Origin of the sequence: Synechococcus sp. BMK-MC-1 (assembly GCF_014279955.1) — a bacterium.
In the GTDB taxonomy this organism is placed as follows: Bacteria; Cyanobacteriota; Cyanobacteriia; order PCC-6307; family Cyanobiaceae; genus Synechococcus_C.
On the sequence record NZ_CP047939.1, the window covers coordinates 2,432,287 to 2,452,705 of the forward strand.

Annotated in this window: 17 protein-coding genes; 9 read left to right on the top strand and 8 right to left on the bottom strand. The window is 63.6% G+C overall.

Annotated features, from left to right (window positions below; genetic code table 11):
• Position 1 precedes the first annotated feature (1 nt).
• The 4 genes from SynBMKMC1_RS13655 to argJ all read right to left on the bottom strand — a co-directional run bounded on the left by SynBMKMC1_RS13655 (position 2) and on the right by argJ (position 4,027).
• On the bottom strand, positions 2–1,663 hold the full coding sequence (locus tag SynBMKMC1_RS13655) for an AarF/ABC1/UbiB kinase family protein (protein ID WP_186472124.1): 1,662 nt from the start codon (positions 1,661–1,663) through the stop codon (positions 2–4).
• 17 nt (positions 1,664–1,680) lie between these two features.
• Positions 1,681–1,995 carry a hypothetical protein gene (locus SynBMKMC1_RS13660; RefSeq protein WP_186472125.1) on the bottom strand — a complete coding sequence of 105 codons (315 nt, stop codon included), beginning with the start codon at positions 1,993–1,995 and terminating at the stop codon, positions 1,681–1,683.
• A gap of 57 nt (positions 1,996–2,052) precedes the next feature.
• A complete protein-coding gene (locus SynBMKMC1_RS13665) occupies positions 2,053–2,649 on the bottom strand; it encodes a hypothetical protein (protein ID WP_186472126.1) in 597 nt (198 codons plus the stop codon).
• 85 nt (positions 2,650–2,734) lie between these two features.
• Entirely contained in the window at positions 2,735–4,027 is a 1,293-nt protein-coding gene (gene argJ / locus SynBMKMC1_RS13670) for a bifunctional glutamate N-acetyltransferase/amino-acid acetyltransferase ArgJ (protein WP_186472127.1), read from the bottom strand.
• Between argJ and coaE the strand changes: the two genes are divergently transcribed.
• Complete coding sequence (gene coaE / locus SynBMKMC1_RS13675) at positions 4,026–4,637, top strand: dephospho-CoA kinase (protein ID WP_186472128.1); 612 nt, start codon at positions 4,026–4,028, stop codon at positions 4,635–4,637. The genes argJ and coaE overlap by 2 nt on opposite strands.
• A 7-nt stretch (positions 4,638–4,644) precedes the next feature.
• Here the strand turns inward: coaE and gatB are convergent, their stop codons facing one another.
• A complete protein-coding gene (gene gatB / locus SynBMKMC1_RS13680; RefSeq protein ID WP_186472129.1) occupies positions 4,645–6,129 on the bottom strand; it encodes an Asp-tRNA(Asn)/Glu-tRNA(Gln) amidotransferase subunit GatB in 1,485 nt (494 codons plus the stop codon).
• 68 nt (positions 6,130–6,197) lie between these two features.
• On the opposite strand from gatB, the gene SynBMKMC1_RS13685 reads away from it, so the two are divergent.
• Positions 6,198–7,325, top strand: coding sequence for an FAD-dependent oxidoreductase (locus tag SynBMKMC1_RS13685; RefSeq protein ID WP_186472130.1), 1,128 nt, complete (start codon positions 6,198–6,200; stop codon positions 7,323–7,325).
• Here SynBMKMC1_RS13685 and SynBMKMC1_RS13690 read toward each other — a convergent pair.
• Complete coding sequence (locus SynBMKMC1_RS13690; protein WP_186472131.1) at positions 7,318–8,664, bottom strand: glutamine synthetase; 1,347 nt, start codon at positions 8,662–8,664, stop codon at positions 7,318–7,320. The two genes, SynBMKMC1_RS13685 and SynBMKMC1_RS13690, sit on opposite strands and share 8 nt — an antisense overlap.
• Positions 8,665–8,734: 70 nt before the next feature.
• Positions 8,735–9,193 carry a nucleoside-diphosphate kinase gene (ndk, locus tag SynBMKMC1_RS13695; protein WP_186472132.1) on the bottom strand — a complete coding sequence of 153 codons (459 nt, stop codon included), beginning with the start codon at positions 9,191–9,193 and terminating at the stop codon, positions 8,735–8,737.
• 136 nt (positions 9,194–9,329) lie between these two features.
• On the opposite strand from ndk, the gene speA reads away from it, so the two are divergent.
• The 3 genes from speA to SynBMKMC1_RS13710 are packed head-to-tail and all read left to right on the top strand — an operon-like array spanning position 9,330 to position 12,549.
• On the top strand, positions 9,330–11,240 hold the full coding sequence (gene speA / locus SynBMKMC1_RS13700) for a biosynthetic arginine decarboxylase (RefSeq protein ID WP_186472133.1): 1,911 nt from the start codon (positions 9,330–9,332) through the stop codon (positions 11,238–11,240).
• A gap of 3 nt (positions 11,241–11,243) precedes the next feature.
• The gene (locus SynBMKMC1_RS13705) at positions 11,244–11,906 is read left to right on the top strand and encodes a Coq4 family protein (protein ID WP_186472134.1); all 663 of its coding nucleotides are present in this window, start codon (positions 11,244–11,246) and stop codon (positions 11,904–11,906) included.
• 7 nt (positions 11,907–11,913) lie between these two features.
• Positions 11,914–12,549, top strand: a complete 636-nt coding sequence (locus SynBMKMC1_RS13710; RefSeq protein ID WP_255486218.1) for a cyclic nucleotide-binding domain-containing protein — start codon at positions 11,914–11,916, stop codon at positions 12,547–12,549.
• Here SynBMKMC1_RS13710 and alaS read toward each other — a convergent pair.
• Complete coding sequence (gene alaS, locus SynBMKMC1_RS13715; protein ID WP_186472135.1) at positions 12,535–15,213, bottom strand: alanine--tRNA ligase; 2,679 nt, start codon at positions 15,211–15,213, stop codon at positions 12,535–12,537. The genes SynBMKMC1_RS13710 and alaS overlap by 15 nt on opposite strands.
• Before the next feature lie 35 nt (positions 15,214–15,248).
• Here alaS and SynBMKMC1_RS13720 point away from each other — a divergent pair, with 35 nt between their 5' ends.
• From SynBMKMC1_RS13720 to SynBMKMC1_RS13735, 4 genes are read left to right on the top strand one after another with little or no spacing between them, the layout of a single operon-like run.
• Positions 15,249–15,674, top strand: coding sequence for a hypothetical protein (locus SynBMKMC1_RS13720; RefSeq protein WP_011934285.1), 426 nt, complete (start codon positions 15,249–15,251; stop codon positions 15,672–15,674).
• The gene (locus SynBMKMC1_RS13725; protein ID WP_186472136.1) at positions 15,671–18,883 is read left to right on the top strand and encodes a DEAD/DEAH box helicase; all 3,213 of its coding nucleotides are present in this window, start codon (positions 15,671–15,673) and stop codon (positions 18,881–18,883) included. The genes SynBMKMC1_RS13720 and SynBMKMC1_RS13725 overlap by 4 nt, the downstream gene beginning before the upstream one ends.
• Positions 18,880–19,782, top strand: a complete 903-nt coding sequence (locus SynBMKMC1_RS13730; protein ID WP_186472137.1) for an SWIM zinc finger family protein — start codon at positions 18,880–18,882, stop codon at positions 19,780–19,782. Before SynBMKMC1_RS13725 ends, SynBMKMC1_RS13730 begins: the two co-directional genes overlap by 4 nt.
• The gene (locus SynBMKMC1_RS13735; RefSeq protein WP_186472138.1) at positions 19,775–20,254 is read left to right on the top strand and encodes an MEKHLA domain-containing protein; all 480 of its coding nucleotides are present in this window, start codon (positions 19,775–19,777) and stop codon (positions 20,252–20,254) included. Before SynBMKMC1_RS13730 ends, SynBMKMC1_RS13735 begins: the two co-directional genes overlap by 8 nt.
• Positions 20,255–20,419: the final 165 nt, after the last annotated feature.

Here is a 20,419-nt window from a genome sequence, read left to right on the forward strand (position 1 = left end):
CTCAGCGTTGCGCTGAGGACAGACTTTCCAGCCGGGCATCCTTGCGCAACTTCACCTGGAGTTTGAGCCAGCCCATCCCAACAGGAACAGCTGCACCCAGAGGCAACAGCGCCCACAGCGGCCGAGTGCTCGCACCCATCAATGCCGCGGCCACGGCCAATCCCCCGAGCAGAACCGACTGACCGATGGAATGTTGAGCCGTCACCATGCGACGGAACTGTCTGTCGGACTCGCCCATGCGGATCTGTAATTGCAGATCGCCCTGCTCCAGGCGCTCCAGGCTTTCATCAAGGCGCCGAGGGATCCCTACAGCACGGGAACTCAGGGCCCCCACCTGACGGCCGAGCTCATTGAACAGATCATTGGAACCGGATCCACTGGATGTCATCAGAGGCAGCAGATAGGGCTTGGCAATCCCCACCAAACTAAAGCCAGGATCAAGGCTGCGGCCTACACCCTCAAAGGTGGAGAGTGCCCGCATCACGAAGATCATCTCCACCGGCAGGCGGAAGGGTTGGCCGTACACCAGTTCGTAGAGATCACCGGAGAGCTTGTCGATCACATTGGCGCTGAACGGAGGCGTGAGGGCATCACGGAGCATCAAACGCACCAGACGGCGCACCGGTCCCACATCCACATCACCGGCGATCACCCCCGCAGCCTGCATCTCCTCGACCAGGGCGGCCGCATCCCTCGATGCCGCGGCACGAACCATCGCGCCAAGCCTCCGGCGCAGACGCTCGGACAGCTGCCCCATCATTCCGAAGTCGTAGTAGATCAGTGCCCCATCGGCTGCAACGGCGAGATTGCCGGGGTGAGGATCGGCGTGAAAAAAGCCGTACCGCACCAGTTGCTGGAGATAGCTGGCGGCTCCGATCTCAGCGACCTCACCAGGGTCAATTCCCGCTTGAATCAACGCCGGGCGATCGTTGATCTTGATGCCTGGCAGGTAATCAAGGCAGAGCACCCGCCGGGTGCTCAATTCCCAGATCACGCCAGGAACGCGGATCCGGGACTCATCGAGAAACTGCTGGCGGAACCGTGCCGCATGCTGCGCTTCAAGGCGAAAATCCAGCTCCCTGAGCAGCACACGCCGGCACTCCTGGGCAATCGCCACCCAATCACGACCTCTCCCCCATTGGGGGTGACGCTGCAGAACAGCCGCCACCCGTTGCATCACCTCCAGGTCGAGGCGGAACACGGACTCCAGGCCGGGGCGCTGAATCTTGAGCACCACCTGGCGGCCGCTGCGCAAGCTGGCGCGATGCACCTGGGCCAACGAAGCCGCTCCAAGCGGCTCTACATCGAGATCGATGATCTCGGCGCAGCGGGCGCCCAGTTCCTCCTCCAGCAAGGCCTGGGCTTGATCGAATGGGAAGGCCGGCACCTTGTCTTGAAGATCAGCCAGCTCGGCCACCCAACCCGCAGGAAGCACATCCGGGCGGGCCGATAGCAACTGCCCCAGCTTGATGAAGGCAGAACCAAGCTCCAGAAGTTCGCGAGTGAGCCAACGGGCCCGCTGCTGCTGGCGCTGTTCCCTGCGCTCTGGTGTAGGCCCACCGGCGTAGGTCCAGCCCTGCCCATCCCACCAAAGGAGCACAAGCAGCACGACAACAGCTCGCCAGATGCGCAAGGCACGGAGGGCGCGACGCCAGGGCGCCATCAACGACACCAAGCGACTCAAGTGTGCTCCTCCAAGCGGTTGTCGAGGTCTGCGACCTGGGCCCTCAGGCGATCAATGCGCTCTTGCAGGGATTCATCCGACGGATCCGTTGGCGGTTGGGTGCCCTGGGATTCAGACAGATCGCTCTCTTGATGCAGCCGCTCGGCCTCAGCTCTCACCTCTTCCTGAAAGAGATCCCACTCCTGGCGAATGCGTTCGGGGGCATCCTGAACAGCAACCGCCATGCCAGCGGCAGCATCCGCTAACCCCTCTCCAACGCGGGCAACCAAGCGATTGATGGTCGCGCGCAGCAAGGCATCAGGTGGCGTCATGGCGATCTGCCGATGCGCAAACTGTGGCAGATCCCTCCCTCATCTGGTGAGGCTGATCTACGGATTGGGTGGTGCCGTAGGCGGCGTTGAAAAGGCCTGGGGATCCTCGAACGGTTGAGGATTGACCGGCGGGGCAGGACTTTCGAACAGGTCTGGATCCTGCGCATCGATCACCGGATCAGGAAGCGGTGCGATGGCCGTTTCCGCAGGCGTCTCAGGCTCCAGCTCGGCTGCAGGGAGCTCAACAGCAGGGGCAGCCACTGGCGTTGCCGTCCACGCGGGCTCCGTCAAAACGGGCTCCACCAGAGCAGCCTGCTGCTCAGCCTGACGACGTTCAGCCTCGGCAGCGATCGCCGCAGCCTGCTCCTTGGCCTGCTCGAGCTTGCGTTGTTCGGCTTCCACAGCTTCAAGCGCCGCCACATCGCCCATCAACGCTTTGTCCTCGCCGTGGCGACGTCTCAAGTCCCCAAGGGTCTCGCCGGGGAAATCCTGCGGACGGAACGCTTCCTGCTGAGGCTGCTGCCAGGCGGCTCGCATCAACACAACCCGCTGGGTGATGCCGTATCCCAACGCAAAACAAGCCCCGGCCACCAAGGGACCAACCCAGAACTTTGGGCGTTTGGGGCGTTGCTGCTCAGATGCGGAGGGGGCCATCACTGGAACTCACAGGGTCAACAACACACCTGACGGTGGGCCCCATCCTCGCCCCTGAACGCCAGGAGCGCATCCAAGGCTGCAATCAGGTGGTGTAGTCGGCGTTGATGCGCACGTATTGATCCGACAAGTCACACCCCCAGGCCCGGCCCTCTCCAGGGCCGGAACCAACGACAAGACGAATCTGCACCGAGTCGTCCAACAAGTAGCGGCCATAGGCGCGCTCACTGAGATACGCCGAAGCAGCTGAGCGATCAAACACCAGGGGTTGGCCCGCTGCCATCAGTTGGTGGGGCCCGATCCAGAGGGCAACGGCGTCAGCCTCAAAGGCCACGCCGGAACGACCGGCCGCCGCCACGATGCGGCCCCAGTTGGGGTCACGACCATGCACGGCCGTCTTCACCAGCGAGGAGCCACAGATCGTGCGCGCCATCTGCAGGGCTCCGGCCTCCGTGGAGGCTCCCTCCACCTGAACCTCGATCAGACAGGTGGCTCCTTCCCCATCGCGGGCGATCGCCCGAGCGAGATGTTGTGCCACCAGGGTGAGTCCTTCCTCCAGCTTGTCCTCACAAAACTCCGGCAGGGACTCACCGGCGCAGAAGGCCAGCACGGTGTCGTTCGTGCTGGTGTCGCCATCGACGGTGATGGCGTTGAACGAGCGTTCCACCGCCCGCTGCACCATGGCTTTCCACGTCAGAGGGGGGACGGCCACATCGCAACTGATGGTGCCGAGCATGGTGGCCATATCGGGGTGGATCATTCCTGATCCTTTGGCCATGCCACCAATGCGCACAGTGCGACCAGCGAGTTCGGCCTCAAAGGCGATCTGCTTCTCCACCAGATCCGTGGTGAGGATCGCCTGCGCTGCGGCGGATCCCCCCTCCGGGCTCAGCCCGTCCACCAGAGGATCCAGGCCTGCCAACAGCACCTCCATCGGGATCGGCACACCGATCACCCCCGTGGAACAGATCAACACCGCCTCCCCATCCACACCCAGGCGATCCGCCAGCGCCTGGGTGGCGCGCTGGCTGTCGATCAAACCGCGATCGCCTGTGCAGGCGTTGGCCTGACCGGAATTGATCAGCACCGCCCGCGCCTGAGCGCCCCCATCCTGCAGTCGTTCAGCGCAGAGATCCACACAGGCGGCACGCACTACCGACCGGGTGAATGCCCCTGCGCACACCGCACCCTCGGGGGCCAGCACCAAGGCCAGATCAGGCTTGGCAGAAGCCTTCAGGCCAGCGGTGATCCCTGAGGCCTGAAATCCTGTCGGCGCGGTCACCCCCCCCGCCACCGGCAACCAGTCGGACGAAACCCTGCGAGCGGCGTCAACCACGGCTGTACGCGAGACACTGAAAGCATCCTGCCGCCGCACCATGCCAAGCCAACGCCGGATCGGTCTCACCGGCGGCATCGCATCGGGCAAAAGCAGCGTGGGGCGCTGGTTGAGCGACCACGGACTCCCGGTTCTGGATGCCGATCGCTACGCCAGGGACGCCCTCGCCCCTGGCAGTGCAGGCTGCCAAGCCGTGCTGAAGCGGTACGGACCCGCTGTGGCTGCCCGTGGGGCACGAGCCGACGTGGTGGAGCTGAATCGATCGGCCCTGGCCGACATCGTGTTCGCCGATGCGGTGGAGCGCCAATGGCTCGAACAGCTGATCCACCCCCTCGTCCGGCAGGCCTTTGACACCGCTCTCGGCGAGCTTGAGCTCACACCAGCGGTCGTGCTGATGGTTCCTCTGCTCTATGAATCCGGCCTGGAGAGCCTGTGCACGGAAGTGTGGGTTGTGCGCTGCAGCAAGGAGCAACAACAGCAACGGCTGATTCAGCGCAACAGGCTCTCGGCTCAGCAGGCCGATCAACGCATCGAGGCGCAATGGCCGCTGGCACGCAAATGCCTGCTGGCGGATCAGATCATCGACAACAGCGGCGAACCGGGTGCGTGGACAGCAACCGTGGCCTCTCTGCTGGAACAGGGAAGCTGCTGAAGCAAGCTCAGCCTTTGAGCTTCTTGCTGAGAATCTGATTGGCGAGCTTTGGGTCGGCCTTGCCGCCGGTTTTCTTCATCAGCTGGCCAACGAAGAAGCCCTGCAGTTTGGTCTTACCGCCGCGGAACGCTTCCACCTCATCGGGATGGGCCCCCAGAAGCTCATCAACGATGGCCTCAATCGCAGCCGGGTCGCTGATCATGCCGAGGCCGCGTTCATCGACGATCGCCTTGGGTGAGCCACCCTTCTCCAGCAGTTCGGGCAGGATCTCCTTGGCGATCTTGCCGCTGATCTTGCCGCCGTCGATCAGCTGCACCATCTCAGCCAGCTGTTCAGGGCGAAAGGGAAGCTCGCTGTAGCTGAGGCGATTGCCATTCACATAAGCAGCGATGTCGCCAGTGATCCAGTTCGAAGCGAGCTTGGCGTCAGCCCCCGCTGCCACCACAGCCTCGAAATAATCCGCCATCGGCTTCTCGTCGGTGAGCACCCGGGCGTCGTACTGGGATAGCCCCAGGGTGTCGGCGTAGCGGTGGCGCTTGGCTGCCGGCAGCTCCGGCAGCTCCGCCCGCCAGGAGTCGCGCTGGTCAGCACTCACCTCGATCGGCCCGAGATCCGGATCTGGGAAATAGCGGTAATCACTGGCCCCCTCCTTGCTGCGCATGCTCTTGGTGAGCTGCTTGCTCTCATCCCAGAGCCGCGTTTCCTGAACGATGGGCTCACCGGCTTCGTAGGCCTTGATCTGCCGTTGGATCTCGTACTCACAGGCCTTCTGAATGGCCGAGAACGAGTTCATGTTCTTGATCTCCACCTTGGTGCCGAACGGCGCCTCCGGCCCTCGGCGCACGGAGATGTTCACGTCACAGCGGAGTGAACCCTCCTGCATGTTTCCGTCGCTCACACCCAGGTAGCGCATGATGCGACGGATTTCCGAGGCGTATTCCGCCGCTTCCCGGCCCGTGCGCAGATCCGGCTTGCTCACAATCTCCGCAAGGGCAACACCGGCGCGGTTGTAATCCACCAACGAATGGGTGGAGCCAGCCAAACGATCGCTGCCGGCATGCACCAACTTGCCGGCGTCCTCCTCCATGTGAAGGCGCTCGATCCCTATGGTTTTCAGATAAGTGTCTTTCCCCTTCTCGGCCACCTCCACTTCGATCCAGCCGTCCTCTGCGATCGGTTCGTCGTACTGGGAGATCTGATAGTTCTTGGGCAGGTCGGGGTAGAAATATTGTTTGCGATCGAACTTGCTGTGCTCGGCAATGTTCAGATTTAGTGCCATCGCCGCTTTGACGGCGTACTCCAGCACCTTCTGATTGAGAACGGGAAGCGTTCCCGGCAGCCCGCACACCACAGGGTCGATGTGGGTGTTGGGGTCATCCCCGAACGCCGTGGATGCAGCCGTGAAAATCTTGCTGTTGGTGCCCAGCTGAACGTGGGTCTCGAGACCGATCACCGCTTCCCAGGCCTGATCTGTTGCTGCAGGTGCCGCCATCCGCTGTGTGGAACGTTCAGAGCAGGGCAATCCTATGGAAAGACCGCGAACCGCAGCCCCCATCAGCCATGACCGCCTTGCGCCCACCCGCCACTGACGCCGCGTTGATCCTTGGCGGCGGATTGATGGGGCTGGCCATCGCCCATCAGCTGGCCCGGCGTGACCATCCTGTGTGCGTGATCAGCCGGCGGCGCGGTGAGGCCGCAGGGTTTGTGGCGGCAGGCATGCTGGCTCCCCACGCTGAAGGCCTGAGCGGCGACCAGCTGCGCTTCGGTCAACTGAGCCTGGAGCGGGTGCCGAGCTGGGTCGCCCAGATCGAGGCCGACAGCGGCCTGCCCTGCGGGCTGCGGTCCACAGGCATTGTGGTGCCCTTCAGCACCAGTGAACAGCGGGATCGCTACCCCACGGCATCCTTCGGAACAGCCCTGAACCGCCAGCAACTGGAACGGGAAGTACCGGGCATCGCCACAACCTGGCAGGCCGGTCTGTTATTCGAGCAGGACGGCCAGATCGACAACCGCCGCCAGTTGATGCGCTCCTTGGAAAGCGCCTGCGTGGAACGGGGGGTGCAATTTCTTGAAGGCGTGGAAGTGCTGGACCTGCTGCAAAGCGGCAACCAACGCATCACAGCACGCATCCGCGACGCTGAAGGAACGATTACGGAACGAAGCAGTGCTATCACCGTGCTTTGCTCCGGAGCCTGGAGCAGCCAGCTCCTGCCTCAGCTGCCGATTTTTCCCGTGAAAGGGCAGATGCTCTCCCTCCAGGCCCCCCGGGGCGCTCTCAAGCGCGTGATCTTCGGACCAGGCACTTACCTGGTGCCCAGAGAAGACGGCCTGGTGGTGGTGGGCGCCACGTCGGAGCGGGACGCGGGCTTTGCCGAGGGCCTTACCCCTCAAGGGCAAAGCACTCTCAAACAGGGCATTGCCTCGCTGCTTCCGGAAGCCTCGGGCTGGCCCCCGATGGAACGCTGGTGGGGATTCCGGCCCTGCACGCCGGACGAGGGGCCCCTGCTGGGCCGAGGCCCCCTCTCTGGCCTTTGGCTGGCCTGCGGCCATCACCGCAACGGAGTGCTGATGGCTGCAGCCACTGCCGAGGCCATTGCGGACTGCGTGAGCCAGGGCCATGCCCGCGCTGACCTCGAGCGCTTGCTGCCCTGTTTCCAATGGCAACGGTTTGACGCCGGCGTCAGCTGAGGTCTCCCACCAGCGGCCACCAACGGGTGCTGGCGATCACTTGATCCGCGGGCCAACCCGCACAACGGTCGATCTCGGCATCGATGCTGTCGAGCACGCTCCCATGCAGCAGCTCCCCCATCGCCGCCGACAGCACTGCACTGGATGCCAAGGCTGCGCGCCCTTCCGCCAAGGACTGGGGCAGACGGGCATGGGCCGCTGTGCTGCCGTCCGCGCGCGCCGGATCACCGCGCACCGGCGCCGGCAGGGGAACAACGTCGCTGAGAGCGGCCAGCGCCAACACCTGCAGAGCGCCAAGCAACAGGTAGGGATTGGCCCCCAGATCGGCAACTTTCAGCTCGAGATGGGCAGGCACTTGATCCAGCGAGGTGGGAACCAAACGCAAGGCCGCCTCGCGATTTTCAATCCCCCACACCTGATAGGGCGCCGACCAGGAGCTGGGGGCCAGACGGGCGTAGGAGGCCGAAAGCGGACAGGCGATCGGCAGCAACGCCGGCAGATGATGCAGCACACCGGCAATCAGTGCCGCACCCTCCGGCAACACACCACCTGGACCATCGCCTCCCTGCAGCACGGGCTGACCATGCCGGAGAAGACTGAAGTGCACATGACCGCCGTTGCCGACCTGCTCCGTGGTGAGCTTGGGCGTGAAGCTGCAACGCAGCCCCAGTCGCCGGCTCACGCGCTGAATCACCAGGCGAGCCAAAACCAGGCGATCGGCGGCTTCCACAGCTGACGCATGGGCCAGAGACAACTCGAACTGGGACGCGCCGTATTCGGGATGAAACTGCAACCAGTCCAGCCCGGCGGCATCCAGGGCGTCACAGATCTCAGAGGCGTAGTCGAGACCTTCCATCAAGCGATCAGCCCCATAGGGCCCGCCGGGAAATACAGGGGAACCCTGGGGTCCCCCCTCCGCTGCCAGCACCATCCACTCGAGTTCGAAGCCCGCTTCCAGCGTCAGCCCTTGCTGCTGCAAACGGTCCTGTTGAAGACGGCAGAAACTGCGCTGATCGGCCTCGTAGACCCCTCCATCGCGCCAACGCCGCTCCCCAGGGACCCAGGCCCAGCCGCGATCGGGCTCGAGCGGAACCAGCGCCTCCACCACAGCATGGAGACGCAGGTCTTCATCCGGTCGGGCGCAACGGTGCGCAGCAGCGATGCATCCATCCACCCGGAAGGCATCGGCCACCGGCGAAAATCCCACACCCCGGTTGACGGCCATGTCGAGATGGCGGCGGGACACCACCTTCACAAGAGGGGCACCCGCATGATTCACCCAGGTGATCGCCGCACGCTTCAGCCAAGGCTGGAGCCCGTGGGAACCGTGATCGCTCACAAAAACGTCTAGCCGAGTCCTCTCAATGATGCGCCGCACGAGGGCAGAGGACCCGGCCCGGGCTGATGGATCAGCCCTCAGTGCGCCATCCCTGATCAGACGGAGTCCAGTCGCTCAGCTCAGAGGCCTGGAACCAGAGACCGATCTCGAACTGGGCGGTTTCAGGCGCATCGGACCCATGAATCACGTTGCGACCGATGTTGATGGCCAGATCGCCGCGAATGGTGCCGGGTTCGGCCTCCAGAGGCTTGGTGGCGCCGATCAGCTTGCGGGCACTGGCGATCACCCCATCGCCTTCCCACACCATGGCCACCACAGGGCCAGAGGTGATGAACTCGACCAGCCCAGCAAAAAAGGGACGCTCCTTATGAACCCCATAGTGCTGCTCAGCCAGCTCACGGCTGGGGGTGAGCTGCTTGAGGCCCACGAGCTTGAAACCCTTGCGCTCAAAACGCCCGAGGATCTCGCCGATGAGACCGCGCTGAACCCCATCGGGCTTGATGGCGATGAAGGTGCGTTCCGAGGCCATGGAAAAACAAAAAACCGTCGCCATCGTCCGTGGCAGCAGGCCCGCTTGGCAAGCAAGCGGACTGCGCCGAGCTGTTGAAGCGATGAACCCTGCCTAGATTCGCGGCACAGAGCCTGGAGAGCACCGTTTGACACTGATGGCCCACACCAGCACCGCTGGCCCATGGACCGTTCAGGACGGTGCCGATCTCTACGGACTGGATCGCTGGGGGGATCCTTACTTTTCGACCAACTCCCGCGGTCATATCACCGTGCAACCCCAGGGCGAGCGGGGCGGCAGCATCGACCTGATCGAACTCGTTGATGGCCTGCAGGCCCGGGATCTCGGCCTTCCCCTCCTGATCCGCTTCGACGACATCCTTGAAGATCGCCTCGAGCGGCTGCACGCAGCCTTCGACCGTGCGATCGCGCACTACGGCTATGCGGGCCGCTACCAGGGCGTGTTCCCGGTGAAGTGCAACCAGCAGCGGCATGTGGTGGAACGGATCGTGGAGAGCGGCCAGCGCTGGCACTTCGGTCTGGAGGCAGGGAGCAAGGCGGAACTGCTCATTGCCCTCTCGCTGCTCAACGATCCCGACGCTCTGCTGATCTGCAATGGCTACAAGGATCAGCGGTACCTGGAAACGGCCATCCTTGCGCGCAAACTCGGGCGTCAGCCCGTGGTGGTGATCGAACAACCCGACGAGGTGGAGCGGATCATCCGGGCGAGCGAACACCTGGGTGCAGCGCCGATGATCGGGATCCGGGCTCGCCTCTCCACCCGAAGTACGGGCCGTTGGGGCAGCTCTGTGGGAGACCGCGCCAAATTCGGACTCTCCATCCCCGAACTGCTCGACACCACCGAGGCACTGCGCGACGCCGGGCTTCTGAAGGAGCTGCGCTTGCTGCACTTCCACATCGGCAGCCAGATCAATGACATCGCCGTGCTGAAAGATGCCCTGCAGGAGGCAGGACAGATCTACGGCGAACTGCACCGGCTGGGTGCTCCGATGGGCTTCCTCGACGTGGGTGGCGGCCTGGGGGTCGACTACGACGGCAGCCGCAGCGCCACCGCCGCCTCCACCAATTACTCGCTCCAGAACTACGCCAACGACGTAGTGGCCACCGTGAAGGAATGCTGTGAACCCAGCGGAGTTCCTGTACCCACGCTCGTGAGCGAAAGCGGTCGCGCCCTGGCCAGCCATTTCAGCGTGTTGGTGTTCGACATCCTCGGCACCGGTGCCGCGCCGGACGAGCGGCCGGAACCGATGGAGGACGATCCGCTGATCCTGCGCAACCTGCATGAAACCTTTGAGGGCATCACCACCGCGAACCTGCAGGAAGCCTGGAACGACGTTCTGAAATTCAAGGGCGATGCACTGAGCGCCTTCCGCCTGGGATACCTGAGCCTTCCGGAGCGGGCGCGGGCCGAGCAACTGGCCTGGGCCTGTGCGCGGCGCATCAGTCGCCTGTTGCCCGCAGATGACAGCAGCCCCGAAGAGCTGCGCAACCTGCGCGCCAGCCTGGCCAGCACTTACTACGGCAATTTTTCAGTGTTTCGATCGGCACCCGACACCTGGGCGATCGATCAGCTGTTTCCCGTGATGCCGATTCATCGGCTCGATGAACCGCCCAACCAACTCGGAAGCATTGCTGATCTCACCTGTGACTCCGATGGCAAGTTGGCTCGCTTCATCCAGGGCGGGCACAGCAAGCCCCTGCTGGAACTGCACAGCCCCCAGCCGAATCAGCCTTACCTCATTGGATTGTTTCTGGCCGGTGCTTACCAGGAGGTGATGGGCAATCTGCACAACTTGTTCGGAAGCACCAATGCTGTACACATCCGCCTGGCCCCAGGCGGTGGCTATCTGCTCGACCACGTGGTGCGTGGCGACACCAATTCCGATGTGCTCGAAGCGATGGAGCACGACCCTGATCTGATGCTCGAACGCCTCCGCCTGGCCAGTGAAGAGGCCATCCGCGAACAGCGGCTGTCGGTCAACGACGCCAGACTGCTGATCAGTCACGTGGCCAGCAGTCTTCAGCAGGCCACCTATCTCCAGGGCTGACCCGTGCGCATCAAACTGCAGGAACGTCTCCAAAGCCTGAAACTGCTTGCAGGACTTGCTGCCTTCCTGAAAAATCCCGGTTCGCTGGAGAGCGTTTTTGCTGTGGGTTCCAGCCTCAAGGACAGCGCACTCGGCAAGCAAATGGTGGAGCACCTGCTGGAGGACCACCAATTCCGATCACTGGTGGACGAGGGCTGGCGGCCTGCACCGATCAATCTCGAGCAGCTGCAACAGCTTCCCGAGAACAGTTTGGGTCGGGTGTATGCCGATCAACTGATCAGCCAGGGCATTACCCCCGCCAGCTTGATCGATCCCTCTCCAGTCACCAACTCCCAGGAATTCGTGGTTCACCGACTCAAGGAAACCCACGACATCGTGCATGTGCTGACTGGTTTTGGCATTGATGGCGCCAGTGAACTGGGCCTCCAGGGCTTCAACCTTGCGCAGAACCGCTCACCACTGGCCGTGATGCTGATTTTCGGCGGGATGCTCTCAGCCCTTCAGAACGACGAGCCCCTAGCGCCGATGCTACGGGCCCTAGCGCGGGGCTTTCAGATGGGCCTGGATGCAGACCTTGTGATTGCCCGGAAACTTGAAGATGGCTGGGATCGGCCGTTAGCCGACTGGCGCCTAGAGCTCAATCTTCCTGCCGAAGCCAGCACTTAATGCGGAGGTGCATGGCCTCCTTCCCAAGGGGTATCAAGAAGGAAGCCGTGATCCATTCATGTGGGGTGATGAACCGCAGCTGCACGCATTCCGCGAGCGTTTGAAACTGCTCCTGGAAGCCCATCAGCAGGAGCTCAATCCCAGGCCAGTCACTGCAAAAGAAGGCGATGTGCTGTTTCGCCAGGGGGACCCGGTGGACACCCTGATGCTGCTCACCAGTGGCAAGGTGGCTGTGGATGTGCATCAAGGCAGCGAACGCCACACCCTGGCTGTAGTGGACGCTGTGGAGTTACTAGGGGAGGTGGGCTTCTTCGCCAATGGCCAGCACTATGCCGATTTCCGCGTCGTGGATGGTGCTGCTGAGCTCTTGGCCCTGCCAGGAGAAGACCTCCTTCAAGCGATGCTGTTCGACAGCGACCTGGCCGTCGAGATGCTGGCCTTGGTGAGTGAACGCTGCCGAAGGGGCAACCGGGTGATCGGTCTGCTGCTAAGCGGCATCGAAGCGGTGCATGACGACGAAACAGAGCGCCTCGAGCAAACAACGACAGAGCTGGGAGGCATCCACTTCTGCATTGCTAAAGCCAGTCGTCAGTTGCAGCGATTGCACCAGCAGGGCACAGCCTGGAGCTCAGGCCAGCGTTGAGTGCAACGCCTCCTGTGCCGCCTCCAGCGCTCCATCCAGTGCAGCCCCATCACGGCCTCCAGCCTGCGCCAGGTTGGGCCGACCGCCGCCGCCGCCGCCACAGAGCTTGGCGATGCCACCGATGAACTTGCCGGCCTGCTGGCCTTGGGCAATCACAGCCTTGCCAAAGGCTGCGACCAGGACCACCTTGCCCTGATCGGCAGGATCCGGCAGACCACCCAGCACCACTGCAGCACCATCACCGAGCTGATCAGCAAGGCTCTGCGCAGCCCCCTGCAGCCCAGTGCCATCCACACCATCAAGCCGCTCCACCAGCAGCTGGAAGTCACCCACAGCCACCGCCTTCGTGGCCAAAGCTGCTGACTTGGCCACCGCCAGCTCAGCCTGCGCCGCGGCCAGCGCCTTGCCTGTGGCCTTGAGCTCGTCCTGCAAGGCCGTCACCCGTTCGATGATCTCGCCGGGTTGGGCCTTGAAGCGCTCACCCAGCTGCTTCACCACCGCATCACGCTCATTGAGATAGGGCAGCACCGCAGCACCAGCCACGGCCTCGATGCGGCGAATGCCGGCAGCGACACCGCTTTCACTCACGATCTTGAACAGGCCGATTTCCGCGGTGTTGGCCACATGAGTGCCGCCGCAGAGCTCCATCGACACACCCGGCACATCCACCACACGCACCACATCGGCATATTTCTCACCAAACATCGCCACCGCACCGGCGGCCTTGGCCTTCTCGATCGCCATCTCCTGAACCTCAAGCGCATGGGCATCGGCGATCCAGCCGTTGATCAAGCTCTCAATGCGCTCCAGCTCTTCGGCAGTGACAGCGCGCGGGCAGTGGAAATCGAAGCGCAGGCGATCAAAACTCACCAGAGAACCGGCCTGACCGATGCCGGGGTCCACCTCCTGTTTGAGCGCTGCCTGCAAGAGGTGCGTGGCGGTGTGGTTGGCCTGGGCCCGGCGGCGGCAGGCACGATCCACCCGGCCATGCACCACATCGCCCACCGCCAGCGCACCACGCTGCACACGCCCGCTGTGCACAAACACACTGCGATTGCGGCTCACCGACTCGACCATCACGATCAGGCCATCACCGGCCTGGCCATCCGCCACCAGGGTGCCGCGATCACCGATCTGGCCACCGCCTTCGCCATAGAACGGCGTGACATCGAGCACCACCTGAACGGCATCACCAGCAACAGCGCTCTGCGCCGGCTCACCGTTCACCACCAGGGCCTGAATGCTGCTGCTCTGTTCCAGCTGCTCATAGCCCCGGAATTCGGTGTCTTGCAGACCTGCAGCCACCTGATCGATCGCGTCTTGAAGGGTGAGATCAATGCTCACTGCGGCCGCTTTCGCACGCTGGCGCTGTTGCTCCATCGCCGTCTCAAAGCCGGCAAGGTCCACCGCCAGGCCGTGCTCTTCAGCGATTTCCTGGGTGAGCTCCAGGGGGAAACCATAGGTGTCGTAAAGCTCAAAGGCCTGCTCACCACTGATCTGCTTCGGCTTGGCAGCCAGCACATCCGCGAGCAACTTCTCGCCACGTTCCAGGGTTTCCAGGAAACGGGCTTCTTCCCGTTGCAATTCGGCCAGGATCACCTCACGACGCTCGCTCAGCTGTGGGTGGGCGGATTGCATCAGGGCGATGGAGGCCTCACCCATGGCCTGGAGAAAGGGCTTGTCGATACCCAGGAGGCGGCCATGGCGCACCACCCGGCGCAGCAGGCGGCGCAGGATGTAGCCGCGGCCCAGGTTGCTGGCGGTGACGCCATCGCTGATCAGCTGGGTGACCGCTCGGCTGTGGTCACCGATCACCTTGAGCGACGTTTTGCCCTTCTCATCGAGCTGGTGATAATCCACGCCGGCCCGCTCAGCCGCCGCCTGAATCAGCGGGAAGATCAGATCGGTTTCGTAATTGTTGGGCACCTGCTGCAGGATCTGCGCCATGCGCTCCAGACCCATACCGGTGTCGATGTTGCGGTTCGCCAGCGGCTTGAGCGTGCCCTCCGCATCGCGGTTCGACTGCATGAACACCAGGTTGTAGAACTCGATGAAGCGGTCGTCGTCTTCGAGATCGATGCCGTCATCACCCAGTTCGGGTTTGAAGTCGTAGTAGATCTCCGAACAGGGCCCACACGGTCCGGTGGGACCGGAAGCCCAGAAGTTGTCTTCCTCATCCATGCGGATGATCCGCTTGGGGTTCACCCCCACCACCTCACGCCAGATCTGCTCCGCTTCGTCGTCGTCGCGGAAGACGCTCACCACCAGATTCTTGGGGTCGAGCCCGAACACACCTGTGCTCAGTTCCCAGGCCCACTCGATCGCCTGTTGCTTGAAGTAATCACCAAACGAGAAGTTGCCCAGCATCTCGAAGAAGGTGTGGTGCCGGGCCGTGCGCCCCACGTTCTCGATGTCGTTGGTGCGAATGCACTTCTGGGAGCTGGTGGCACAGGGGGCTGGACGCTCCTGCTGGCCGAGGAAGATCGGTTTGAACGGCAGCATCCCCGCGATCGTGAGCAACACCGTGGGGTCTTCCGGCACCAACGACGCGCTGGGCATGCGCTTGTGGCCGCGCTCCTCAAAAAAGGCCAGAAAGGCGTCTCGGATCTCCGCACCCGTGCGGGGACGCGCTGCATCGGTTCGCGACGATCGTGCAACAGCCATGGCGGGTTCGGGCTCGAAAAGCGGGTCCAGCAGCCATGATCGCCTTTCAGCCGCCGATCACGTTGGCCGACAGCAGCGCGGAAAGCAGCAAGCCCCTGAGCCGTGCAGACCTGCGCTGGCGCTCAGTGTGCTGGGCCCTGCTGGCTGGACTCAGCGCAGGGCTGATCAGTCTTGCCTTCGGTGTGGAGCAAGCGGTGCGATCCACGGGCTGCGGGCTCTTCTATGGGCTGCTCGCCTTTCATCTCGAACGGGTTGATCCAGAGGATTCCCACCTGCAGGCGGGATTGGTGGGCGCGATCTGCGGAGTGCGCAGCCTCGGCATGCCCCTTGCGATTCCCTGGGGGGGTTCCGGCGCCCTGGCATCATTGGGAGTGGATCTCCTCGTGGGGTGGCTGCCACTGATCGGCAGTGCGCTTCTGCTCCACGGAACCCAACGCATGTTGTCTGCGTCGCGGCCATGAGCCTGCTGCACGCCACCTGGCTACCCGCCATCCGCACCCCCAGCAGCTCCGGTCGGGCTGCCCTGCTGGTGTGGGCTGACACCTGGCGTGTGGCCGAGCCGCTCGGCCCCGGAGCCACCCCGGCCCTTCATCCCTTCACCCTGAGTGCGGAGGATCTGCGCGCCTGGCTCACGGAGCGCGATCTGCTCCCAGACGGCATCATCGACGCCACCGCATGCCTCACCCTGCCGAGCCGCAGTGTGAAACCACGACGGCCCCGGGGCTCGGCTGCCGCCGCCACCCCCATAGAGGAGCAGCCCCCCTGGTGCGGGCTGCCGCTGCAAGCCGGCGAACCGATTCCAAAAACCACCGAGTGGTGGCCTTGGCAGGTGCAGGGGCTGGCGATCGAACCGATGGCGGCCACGGCATGGCTGGCCAAGCTTCCCCTGTCAGGCCATCACCCTGATCTGGCCGACGAACTGCGCTGGTGGAGCCACATGCAGCGATGGGCCCTCAGCTTGGTGGCTCGGGGGCGCTGGCTGCCCCAGGTGGAATTGAGCCGTGGGGAAGGGTATCCCCACCGCGCCCGCTGGGTCCCTCTGCTCAACCGGGAAGACGACCGGCGCCGGCTCGAGGACCTCGCCGCCCGTCTGCCCCTGGTGGCCACCTGTGCCTTGCCCTGGAGAGAGCCCACAGGCAAACGCAGCAATCGCATCACCAGGCTGCGGCCCGAAGCCATGCGCGCTGCCAATCCCGTGGCCTGCTGCCGTCCCCGCAGCGGCCGCTTGCGGGTGGCCACATTGCTGGAGGATCTGGTGGATGCCCAGCTGCGCAAGGGCTTCCATCCCGATGACGAGGGGCTCGACCCCCTGCTCTGCGCCTGGGAAAACGCCCTGAGTTCAGACACCGGGGTGATCGATCTGAACGATGAAGATGCCGAACGCCTGGCCACCGCCAGCCACCACTGGCGCGAGGGAGTGGCGGGCAATGTGGCGGCCGCCAGGGCCTGCCTTGAACTGGCCACCCCCAACGAGGGTGAAGAGCTCTGGGATCTGCGCTTCTACCTGCAGGCCGAAGCCGATCCAACGCTGAAAGTGCCAGCAGGAGCAGCTTGGGCGGCTGGGCCTGGAGGCCTGCAACTCGGGGAAATTCCTGTGGAGCATCCCGGTGAGGTGCTGCTCGAGGGCATGGGCCGCGCTCTCACGGTGTTCGCCCCGATCGAACGGGGCCTGGAGAGCGCCACGCCGGAAGCCATGCAGCTCACCCCGGCGGAAGCCTTCGTGCTGGTGCGCACCGCCGCTCGTCAACTGCGGGACGTGGGCGTGGGTGTGGACCTCCCCCCCAGCCTCTCGGGAGGCCTGGCCAGCCGTCTTGGCCTGGCGATCAAGGCTGAGCTACCGGAACGCTCGCGCGGGTTCACACTCGGGGAAAATCTCGATTGGAGCTGGGAGCTCATGATCGGCGGCGTCACCCTGACGCTGCGGGAGCTGGAGCGGCTGGCGGGCAAGCGCAGTCCCCTCGTGCGCCACAAGGGAGCCTGGATCGAGCTCAGGCCCAACGATCTCAAGAACGCCGAACGCTTCTGTGCCGCCAACCCAGACCTGAGCCTGGACGACGCCCTTCGCCTCACCGCCAGTGAAGGGGACACCTTGATGCGCCTGCCGGTGCATGCCTTCGACGCAGGCCCACGCCTGCAAGGGGTCTTGGAGCAATACCACCAGCAGAAAGCGCCGGATCCGCTGCCTGCACCCGAGGGCTTCTGCGGTCAGCTTCGGCCCTATCAGGAGCGCGGTTTGGGTTGGCTGGCCTTCCTGCACCGCTTCGATCAGGGAGCCTGCCTCGCCGACGACATGGGCCTGGGCAAAACAATCCAGCTGCTGGCCTTCCTCCAGCACCTGAAGATGGAAAAGGAACTGAAACGGCCGGTGCTGCTGGTGGCGCCCACCTCCGTGCTCACCAATTGGAAGCGGGAAGCCGCGGCCTTCACCCCCGAGCTCACGGTTCATGAGCACTACGGCCCCAAGCGCCCCTCCACCCCAGCAGCTCTCAAAAAAGCCCTGAAAGACGTTGACCTGGTGCTCACCAGCTACGGGCTGCTGCAGAGGGACAGTGAGCTTCTGGAGAATTTCGACTGGCTGGGCACCGTGATCGATGAAGCCCAGGCGATCAAAAACCCTTCGGCCAAGCAGAGCCAGGCCGCCCGTGACCTGGCGAGAACCCGTAAGGGATCAAGATTTCGCATCGCTCTCACCGGCACGCCGGTTGAGAACAGGGTGAGCGAGCTCTGGGCCCTGATGGATTTCCTCAATCCGAGCGTGCTCGGGGAAGAGGAGTTTTTCCGGCAGCGCTACCGCATGCCGATCGAGCGTTATGGCGATATGTCGTCGTTGCGCGATCTCAAATCGCGGGTGGGGCCGTTCATCCTGCGGCGTTTGAAAACCGACAAGGCGATCATCTCCGACCTGCCCGAAAAAGTGGAGTTGAGTGAATGGGTGGGCCTGAGCAAGGAACAGAAATCCCTGTATGCCAAAACCGTGGAAGACACCCTCGATGCCATCGCCCGCGCGCCGCGTGGCAAACGCCACGGCCAGGTGCTGGGACTGCTGACGCGCCTCAAACAGATCTGCAATCACCCGGCTCTGGCCTTGAAGGAAGAGGTGGCAAGCGACGACTTCCTGCAGCGATCGGTGAAGTTGCAGCGGCTCGAAGAAATCCTTGATGAAGTGATTGAAGCGGGGGATCGAGCCCTGCTGTTCACCCAGTTCGCGGAATGGGGGCACCTGCTGCAGGGCTACCTGCAACGCCGCTGGCGCAGCGAGGTGCCGTTCCTGAGCGGCAGCACCAGCAAGGGAGAACGTCAGGCCATGGTGGATCGCTTCCAGGAGGACCCACGTGGCCCCCAGCTCTTCTTGCTGTCCCTGAAGGCCGGCGGAGTGGGACTGAACCTCACCCGGGCCAGCCACGTGTTCCATATCGACCGCTGGTGGAATCCAGCAGTCGAGAACCAGGCCACGGACCGTGCTTATCGCATCGGCCAGACCAACCGGGTGATGGTGCACAAGTTCATCACCAGTGGTTCGGTGGAAGAGAAGATCGACCGGATGATCCGGGAGAAGTCCAGACTGGCGGAAGACATCGTGGGTTCGGGCGAGGAGTGGCTCGGTGGCCTCGACATGGGCCAACTCAAGGAGCTGGTGAGCCTGGAAACCAACGAGACACGCAACCCATGACGATCACACCCAACGGAACCGGCATCAACACCTCCCTCGGGGACGACGGCCTCGGTCAGCAGCCTTGGTGGGTGGAGCAGTGGATGGAGTTGATCAACTCCTACCGCTTTAAAAAGCGCCTGGAGCGCGCCTGGGCCTATGCCCGCGAAGGGCACGTGACCTCGATTCGCTTCGAGGGACGACGGGTGCACGCCAGGGTGCAGGGCACCGGCGAAGACCCCTACAAAGTGAAGCTCTGGCTCGACGTGCTCAGCGATGAGGACTGGGGCTATGTGCTGGAGGCTCTGACCCAGAAAGCCCGTTGGTCCGCCCAGTTGCTGGCCGGCATCATGCCGTCCGATATCGAACGTGCCTTCGCCGCCAGCGGCCGGCGGCTGTTCCCCTTCAAGCTTCAGGAGGTGCGCAGCGAGTGCAGTTGCCCCGACAAAGCCAATCCCTGCAAGCACATCAGTGCGGTGTACTTCCTGATGGGAGAGCGGTTCAGCGAGGATCCATTCGTGCTGTTCCAGTTGCGGGGACGCACGCGAGCCAAGCTTCTGGAAGACCTGGCTGACCATCGCTTGAAGGCCCTGGAAGCCAAGGCGACCAGCGCTGAGCCAGACAGCGAGGGCGCCACCAGGGATGCCGTCACGGCAACGGACGACACACCGCCGCCTCCCCATCCAGCTGTTCTCGATCCCACGCTCTGGTGGCGCTACGACGCGAGCCTCGACGGTGATCTTGTAGTGATCACACCGGCGATGGAGGGCGACACCGGCCTGGATGCGGCCGGTGATCTCCCTCTGGCCGAAGAACCGCGCTTTCCAGAGGCGCGGCCGCGCTTCCTCTCCCATCTCAGGGAACAGGGGCAAGCGCTTGCGCAACAGGCCATGGTGGAAGCCATGACGGCAGGTGCCTGAAACCGCCCCCTGGCAGACCCGGGAGATGCAGGGCCTGGTTTCGATTCTTCTGCTCTCCCATCGGCGCGCCTTCGACTGCCCTCTGCTGGCCAGCGACCGTCCAGGAACATCCCGACGCCTGACTGCGCAGGAGCTGTTCAACAGCAGCATGGCCGTGCTGGCCCACAACAACGCAGGCGACCCAGCCCTGACGTACGCCAACGCCACCGCCCTCAGGCTTTGGAAGCGGCCCTGGAGCGAGATGGTCGGCATGCCATCGCGTCTCACCGCTGCGCAGTCGGAACGAAAGGAACGGGCGGCCTCTCTCAAGCTGGCGCTCGTGCGCGACGCGATCAACACCTACAGCGGCATTCGCGTGGATCGCTGCGGGCGGCAATTCATGATTCACAACGCCCGGATCTGGACGCTCTGGGACGAGGAAGGACGGCGTTGCGGGCAGGCGGCAGCGTTCAACAGTTGGTGGTGGCTGTAATCAGCACATCCACTGTTCGGTTCACACGACATCCAAGTTGTGACGACCGAACTGAGTGGTTCAGACCGTACACAAAAGGACGGTTCTCACCCTGATCAGATTGATCAACAACACGCAGATTGTCGTTGCGGGTGATGCAAACACCCACCACATCACGTTCCTGAG